We start from the raw sequence: 7,276 nt of genomic DNA, 5'->3' as shown, positions 1-7,276 counted from the left end.
CTTCATACTGTACGTTCTTTTTCAGTGGCAATAACCAATGTGTATTGGTGCCTTTTTGCTGCCAGTCATGCAGCAACCCCAGCGAGTAAAAACCTTTATCGAACAGGGTCAGGCTATTATCCGGTAAACGCGTTGTGAGCTCAGCGGCCAGGTTCATCTCACTTTCACACACACTGTCAAATGCGCTATCGAGGATTAAATGACTGCTAAGCTCCATCAGGCAAACCATGCGTACCTGAGGGTAACCAGCTTCACTGGCCTTATTCGCCGTCCTGGCAAACTCGGTACTGTTTTCTTGGCTATCTGGTGTACGCCATACCACGCCATCAACTCCAAACAGATTCAGTCCGCACCAGTGGGGATGTTCCGCCCGCTCATGCCACTGCGTGCGACGTAATCCACGTCCTGCGGCAACACAATATCCAACTTATTAATTAACTGACGTACCGATTCAGTGCGAAAGAGCGACATCCCTATCACCGCCCAAATCATGGCATCCATGGGGAGTTTGCGTTTGCGCAAGGTGGCAACGCCGTTGGAAGCCAGGCAAGACTGGATAATATCGGGTTCCAGAACATCGGACAGCGATGCAAATTCGGTAAGGCGGTTGATTGACGTGCGTGCTAATGCTTCTGACAGTTCCATAAAAAAATCCGATGGCTTAATGGCTCATCGGATTCTTACATCTACACAGGATCGGTCAACCGATCAGGAAAATATTTCTTAACTGATCGGCATTAGGCACATGGCCGGGTTATTTATTATTAAATCATTTTACTTTGCCGTCAAAATTTCTTCATCATTTGCAGCGGCCCATTCGTTCCAGGCTCCCACTTTGGCATTAAAATTCTCAACTGCTTGTGCAGTGGCTTCAGCGATCAAACCATCAATTTGCTTTGCATATTTTTTCTCTACCTTGGCAACCGGCACCACATCAATACCTCGCGCCTGCAAGCCCTTTTTCATCGTATGAGTACGCAATAACTGCAGTTGGCCATTTTCGACATAAAAATATTGGCTGTCTTTATTAATTGTTTTAAATTTTGGCTTGGTTGGTCGCTTTGCTGTCTTCGCAGACGTATCCGCTGCAGCAACAATAACATTTTCATTGTTTAACTTATAACCTAACTGCTCCAGGGTGAATCCTTGCGACTTCGCTAACTGCTCTAATTGCGTAATCAACTCAACTTCATTTTGACGTTCAGCTAAAACCGAATTAAGGACATCAATCACTTCTGTTAATTTAGCGAGTGTTAGCTCTTTAGCTGCTTTTTTAATCTCACGTTTATCTAATAAAATTGACATTACAATCTCCTTTAATAACTAATGCTAACAGCATAATCAATCAGCCAAAAAAAATAAAGGCAAAACAAATAATGTTATAAAATTAAAAATCTCCTCATTCAGCTTGAGTTAATAATTATTCAATACTATGTACGATGGCACAGTAAAAAATTTTATAATAACAAATGTACTATTTGTTGTTATTCTAAAAATAATAAAACCCTATCACAGTAGCTATTATCCAATAGAAAGTGAGATTTTTGCTGGTCGGTGCTCTAAAAACAGGTAAGATCGGCTATCTTATCGCGATTATCAATTCAAGGTAGATGTATGCCTGATTTTAAACAACTGTTTGCTAACAACAAGAACTGGGCTGACCGAATTGAAAAGGACCAGCCAGGATTTTTTAAGCAACTGTCAGAACAACAAGCACCTGAATATTTATGGATTGGCTGTTCCGATAGCCGCGTCCCAGCTAATGAAATAGTCGGTCTATTACCTGGTGAGTTATTCGTGCACCGTAATGTCGCTAATTTGGTACTACATTCCGACATGAACTGCTTGTCCGTACTGCAGTACGCTATCGATATTTTAAAGGTAAAGCACATTATAGTTGTGGGCCATTATGGCTGTGGCGGTGTGAAAGCAGCCATGACAAAACAACGGGTTGGTTTTGTCGATAACTGGTTGCGTAACGTTAAAGATGTTTATGCTATGCATCGTGATGAAGTCGATATTATCGCTGATGAAGGTGAACGGCTAAATCGATTGATAGAATTGAATGTGATGGAACAAGTTCGCAATTTGTGTCACACCAGCTTTGTGCAAGAAGCGTGGGAACGTGGCCAGCCACTGACTATTCATGGTTGGGTTTATAGTTTGCGTAATGGCCGCGTAAAAGATTTGCGCGTAAGCCACGCTTGTATTGATAACCTTGATAACATTTATACGCTAGACCTGACAAATTCAACTGATAGCGAATAAGCTTGATTTAAGCGGCATATTTTGCCTCATCATGGCTCAGACCAGTATGAGGCATCACATTGTTTAGGTAACAAAACAAAGAATGCCAGCTACAGTTTGTGCTTTATTCCGTTTATTAAAGAATAACCGTTTTATTCCCGTGCACAAAGACTCTGTCCTCTACGACCAATTGCAAGGCTTTACTTAAGGCTGACTTTTCCACATCCCGCCCCGCGCGAGCCATATCCTGTGCACTAAAATTGTGATCGACCTGTGCTACCCTCTGCTGAATAATTGGCCCTTCGTCTAAATCATCGTTAACGAAATGTGCTGTTGCACCAATAATTTTAACGCCGCGCTCAAAAGCCTGTTGATAAGGGTTTGCGCCAATAAACGCAGGCAGGAAACTATGATGTATATTGATGATTTTACTTGGAAACTGCGCCACAAACGTTGGGGTTAAAATGCGCATAAACTTGGCTAATACTAAATATTCCGGCTGATAAGGCTTTATGATCTCCAGTAAAGCCGTCTCGTGCTCGCTTCGACTTAATCCTTGGTGGCTGACATAGTGATAGGGCAATTCAAAACGGGCGGCCAGTTGTTCCAGCTCAGGATAATTCCCTACCACAGCGGCAATATTCAATGCCAGCGAGCCATCGAACACCTTCATTAATATATCGCCCAGACAATGCGCCTCTTTTGTTACCAGTATCACTACTTTTTTTGCTCGTTTGCTGACCAGGCTGCGCTGAGATCCCGGTGGCAAAGCCCGGTCTAAGTCAAACAGCAGGGTATGATCATTAAACACACCTTCAAGTTCAGTTCGCATATAAAACTGGCCACTTACGGGATCAACGTATTCGGTATTACGAATAATATTAAGCTGATGCTTGTAACAAATATTGGTGATTTGTGCGATGAGCCCTTTTGAATCAGGACACTCGGTAAGTAAAATTTTGCGTTCCATAGCGGTATCTACAGTATTTATTAATAACTCTTTTTTACCGCACATTAGGGTATAGCGTCAAAGACATTTAGACGTCTTTTGCATAACTTGTTGTTTTATAAAAAAGCCGCATAATACTGCATGTTCAGTTTTGTCTTTAATACCACAGGAGCTTATGGCGTCTTTTCAATTTAATGTTGTGGGTTATGTTAAGTCACCCTATAAGCAAAAATTTTCTATCCCGCGCCAGCCAGGGTTAATCCCTGAGGCCACAGGGCATCTGGTATTGGAAGATAACTATAGCGATGATGCTATTTTGCGTGGTATCGACAGTTTCAGCCACCTTTGGTTAGTGTTCGTATTCCATGAAACCGCTGATAAAGGCTGGTCTCCTATGGTGCGCCCGCCAAGGCTGGGCGGTAATGCCCGTAAAGGCGTGTTTGCTACGCGAGCAACCTTCAGACCTAATCCTGTTGGTTTATCTGTCGTAAAACTAGAAGGGATAGAACGCAAAAACGGTAAACTCATGCTTAAACTCAGCGGCATTGATTTACTCGATGGCACCCCAGTGTTGGATATCAAGCCTTACTTACCCTATTCCGATGCGCTACCCAACGCTGCCGGAGGCTTTGCGGATGCGGCACCGCATACTGCAATGACAGTGAGTTTTAGTGATAACGCCAGTGCATTTTGTCAACAACAACGTCAATACCCGGATTTAGCCGTGTTTATAGAGAAAGTATTAAAACAAGATCCCAGGCCATCTTATAAAAAACAACGTGATGGTGAACAAAGTTATGGCATGACACTGTATAACTACAATATTAAATGGACCGTCAACGGAGAGCATAACCATGTTACTGAAATCCATTCGCTATCTGAGTAGCCTGGCAGCGGCAACCACTTGTATGACGATAGCCGCATCGCCACTGCCCGACCTACCCGAGCCGGTAAGCAATAATGCCGTTGCCAGTACCACTGTACGTGGCAAAACCTATATTGTCAGTTTTATGGGCATAGGACAGGGCAAACAACAAACCGATATTCATAATAAAGTCTTTATGCATACCGTGGGTGAGTTTGGCTGGCGCGCTATGCCAGACGTACCAAGTCAGCAGCGTTTAAATGGTCGTATTGCAGCAAGCGCAGTCGCCCTTAATAACAACTTTTTCATTTTTGGTGGCTTTGCTGTTAATGCCGATGGCAGTGAACAAACCGCACAAGATAGTTATCGGTTTGACCCTGTGACACAGCGTTATACTAAACTGAATGATATCCCCGTTCCAATAGATGATGCCGTCGCACTGACCTATCAAAATCGTTATATCTATATTATAAGCGGTTGGAGCGACCATGGTAATGTCAATTTAGTGCAGCTGTTCGACAACTACACTCAGCGCTGGTCTCAGGCCACACCCTTTCCTGGCAAACCAGTGTTTGGCCATGCTGCGGCCATGGTCGACAATAAAATGCTGGTCTGCGATGGTGTCGCATTAGAACATTTTGCTGATAAAAAACGTGAATACGTTAGTGAACCAGCCTGTTATCTGGGAGAAGTCGGCAACAATGCCAATGTCATTGATTGGCGTAAAGTTCCCCACCCAACCGGCACTGCTCGTTATCGCATGGCCGGCATTAACACTGTGGTTGATGGCAAAGCCGTCATGGCGTTTATCGGTGGAACAACAAACCCATACAACTACAACGGTATTGGCTATAACACCGTCGCGTCAGAGCCAGATAACAGTGTCTGGCTATTTTCACCCTCCGAGAAACGCTGGCTAAATGCGGCAGATACCCTGCTAGTAATGGATCTTCGTGGTTTAGTAACAATAGATGGCAAGGTTTACTCTGTGGGTGGCATGACAGATAAACAGCAAGTCAGCAATAAACTGATTAATCACCAGATAAAACTCCAATAGAATTGCACTTGCCGCCTTGCTAGAATGGCGGCAATTTTTTAGCACGAATATGAGAATACGATGCGCAGCAGTCAGTACTTATTATCTACCATCAAAGAAACACCGGCCGACGCCGAAGTCATTAGCCATAAATTAATGCTGCGTGCCGGTATGGTACGTCGAGTCGCATCAGGCATGTATACCTATTTGCCCACTGGCGTGCGGGTACTTCGTAAAGTAGAAAACATTGTGCGCGAAGAAATGAACAAAGCCGGCGCCATTGAAGTATTAATGCCGATGGTACAACCGGCTGAGCTGTGGCAAGAGTCAGGCCGCTGGGACAAAATGGATGCCGAGCTGCTGCGCTTTAAAGATCGCCACCAGCGTGATTTCGTTCTGGGTCCAACGCATGAAGAAGTTATTACTGACATAGTACGGCGTGAAATTACCAGCTACAAACAGTTACCACTGAGCCTATATCAAATTCAGACTAAATTTCGTGACGAACGTCGTCCGCGCTTTGGCGTGATGCGCGCACGTGAGTTTTTGATGAAAGACGCTTACTCTTTTCACTTAAGCCAGGACAGCCTGCAGCAAACTTATGATGCGATGTATCAAGCCTACTGCAATATATTTACCCGCTTAGGGCTGGATTTCCGCCCGGTACTGGCAGACACCGGAGCCATTGGTGGTAGCATGTCGCACGAATTCCATGTGCTAGCCGCATCTGGTGAAGACGCTATCGCGTTTTCAGATGAAAGTGATTACGCCGCCAACATTGAAATGGCCGAAGCTTTAGCCCCTGAAGGACAGCGAGCAGCGGCAACACAAGCACTTAGCGAAGTGGCAACGCCAAATGCAAAAACAGTCGCCGACGTAGCCGCTCTTTTACAGCAAGAAATGGCGTTGGTTAGCAAAACGCTAATTGTTTATGCCGCAAAAGCTGATGACAAAGCGCCGCAAACGCTGGTGGCACTGGTACTGCGTGGTGATCATGAACTAAACGAAATTAAAGCAGAAAAACTACCGCAAGTGCAAAGCCCGCTGGTATTTGCCTCTGAAGAAGAAATTCGTGCAGCTATTGGCGCAGGCCCGGGCTCACTGGGGCCGGTTGGCATGCCAATACCGGTAATTGTTGATCGCAGTGCAGCTCACCTAAGTGACTTTATCTGTGGCGCCAATAAAGACGGCTACCATTTCACAGGCGTTAACTGGGATCGTGATAGTAAAGACTGCAGCGTAGCGGATTTACGCAATATCGTCGAAGGCGATGCCAGCCCATGCGGTAACGGCAAGTTAGTGATTAAACGCGGCATTGAAGTTGGCCATATATTCCAATTAGGCGACCGTTATTCACAAGCACTTAAAGCCGGTGTGTTAAACGAAGAAGGCAAACACCAGATCATGACGATGGGATGTTATGGTGTCGGCGTATCACGCATTATCGCCGCTGCTATTGAGCAGAATAACGACGATTACGGCATTATCTGGCCGGACGCGATTGCACCGTTCCAAATTGCACTGATCCCAATGAATATGCACAAGTCTGCACGCGTCGAAGAAGCCACATTGCGCATATATAACGAGTTAATCGCTGCTGGCTTTGAGGTACTGTTTGATGACCGTAAAGAGCGTCCTGGCGTTATGTTTGCCGACATGGAACTGATGGGTATTCCACACAGCATCGTTGTTGGCGAGCGTAACCTGGACAACCAGCAGGTGGAGTATAAAAACCGTCGCAGCGGAGAAAAAGAGATGCTGGATATCGCTGCAGTGTTTGAAGCTATGACACAAAAACTGGCAAAGTAAGCTAGCAATAGACATAAAAAAGGCAGCGAATTCGCTTAATGCCGATCAGTTAAGAAATATTTTCCTGATCGGTTGACCGATACTGTGTAGATGTAAGAATCCGATGAGCCATTAAGCCATCGGATTTTTTTATGGAACTGTCAGAAGCATTAGCACGCACGTCAATCAACCGCCTTACCGAATTTGCATCGCTGTCCGATGTTCTGGAACCCGATATTATCCAGTCTTGCCTGGCTTCCAACGGCGTTGCCACCTTGCGCAAACGCAAACTCCCCATGGATGCCATGATTTGGGCGGTGATAGGGATGTCGCTCTTTCGCACTGAATCGGTACGTCAGTTAATTAATAAGTTGGATATTGTGTTGCCGCA

7 protein-coding genes and 1 pseudogene are annotated in these 7,276 nt (G+C 45.0%); 5 read left to right on the top strand and 3 right to left on the bottom strand.

The window, feature by feature from the left end; genetic code table 11:
- Window positions 1–645, bottom strand: a pseudogene (locus H595_RS23985) (transposase domain-containing protein); the annotation flags it as partial.
- A 129-nt stretch (window positions 646–774) separates the two neighbouring features.
- A complete protein-coding gene (locus tag H595_RS0118925) occupies window positions 775–1,305 on the bottom strand; it encodes an H-NS family histone-like protein (RefSeq protein WP_027672570.1) in 531 nt (176 codons plus the stop codon).
- Between the two features lie 309 nt (window positions 1,306–1,614).
- On the opposite strand from H595_RS0118925, the gene can reads away from it, so the two are divergent.
- Window positions 1,615–2,268, top strand: a complete 654-nt coding sequence (gene can, locus H595_RS0118920; RefSeq protein ID WP_027672569.1) for a carbonate dehydratase — start codon at window positions 1,615–1,617, stop codon at window positions 2,266–2,268.
- A 115-nt stretch (window positions 2,269–2,383) separates the two neighbouring features.
- Here can and purU read toward each other — a convergent pair whose 3' ends face one another.
- Window positions 2,384–3,217: a formyltetrahydrofolate deformylase gene (gene purU / locus H595_RS0118915; protein WP_027672568.1), complete on the bottom strand. Its 834-nt coding sequence runs from the start codon at window positions 3,215–3,217 to the stop codon at window positions 2,384–2,386.
- A 154-nt stretch (window positions 3,218–3,371) separates the two neighbouring features.
- On the opposite strand from purU, the gene tsaA reads away from it, so the two are divergent.
- From tsaA to H595_RS22950, 4 genes are all read left to right on the top strand, one after another.
- Window positions 3,372–4,082, top strand: a complete 711-nt coding sequence (tsaA, locus tag H595_RS0118910; protein ID WP_027672567.1) for a tRNA (N6-threonylcarbamoyladenosine(37)-N6)-methyltransferase TrmO — start codon at window positions 3,372–3,374, stop codon at window positions 4,080–4,082.
- Window positions 4,051–5,118: a Kelch repeat-containing protein gene (locus H595_RS0118905; protein ID WP_027672566.1), complete on the top strand. Its 1,068-nt coding sequence runs from the start codon at window positions 4,051–4,053 to the stop codon at window positions 5,116–5,118. Before tsaA ends, H595_RS0118905 begins: the two co-directional genes overlap by 32 nt.
- Before the next feature lie 60 nt (window positions 5,119–5,178).
- Window positions 5,179–6,906 (top strand): proline--tRNA ligase, encoded by a 1,728-nt coding sequence (locus tag H595_RS0118900; protein ID WP_027672565.1) that lies wholly within the window; start codon window positions 5,179–5,181, stop codon window positions 6,904–6,906.
- Between the two features lie 131 nt (window positions 6,907–7,037).
- Window positions 7,038–7,276, top strand: a 239-nt coding sequence (locus H595_RS22950) for a transposase domain-containing protein (RefSeq protein ID WP_205623266.1), incomplete at its 3' end; no start/stop codon positions are given.

The sequence above is a fragment of the Rheinheimera baltica DSM 14885 genome (assembly GCF_000425345.1).
Classification (GTDB): domain Bacteria; phylum Pseudomonadota; class Gammaproteobacteria; order Enterobacterales; family Alteromonadaceae; genus Alishewanella; species Alishewanella baltica.
This window is presented reverse-complemented; position numbering and strand designations above follow the sequence as displayed.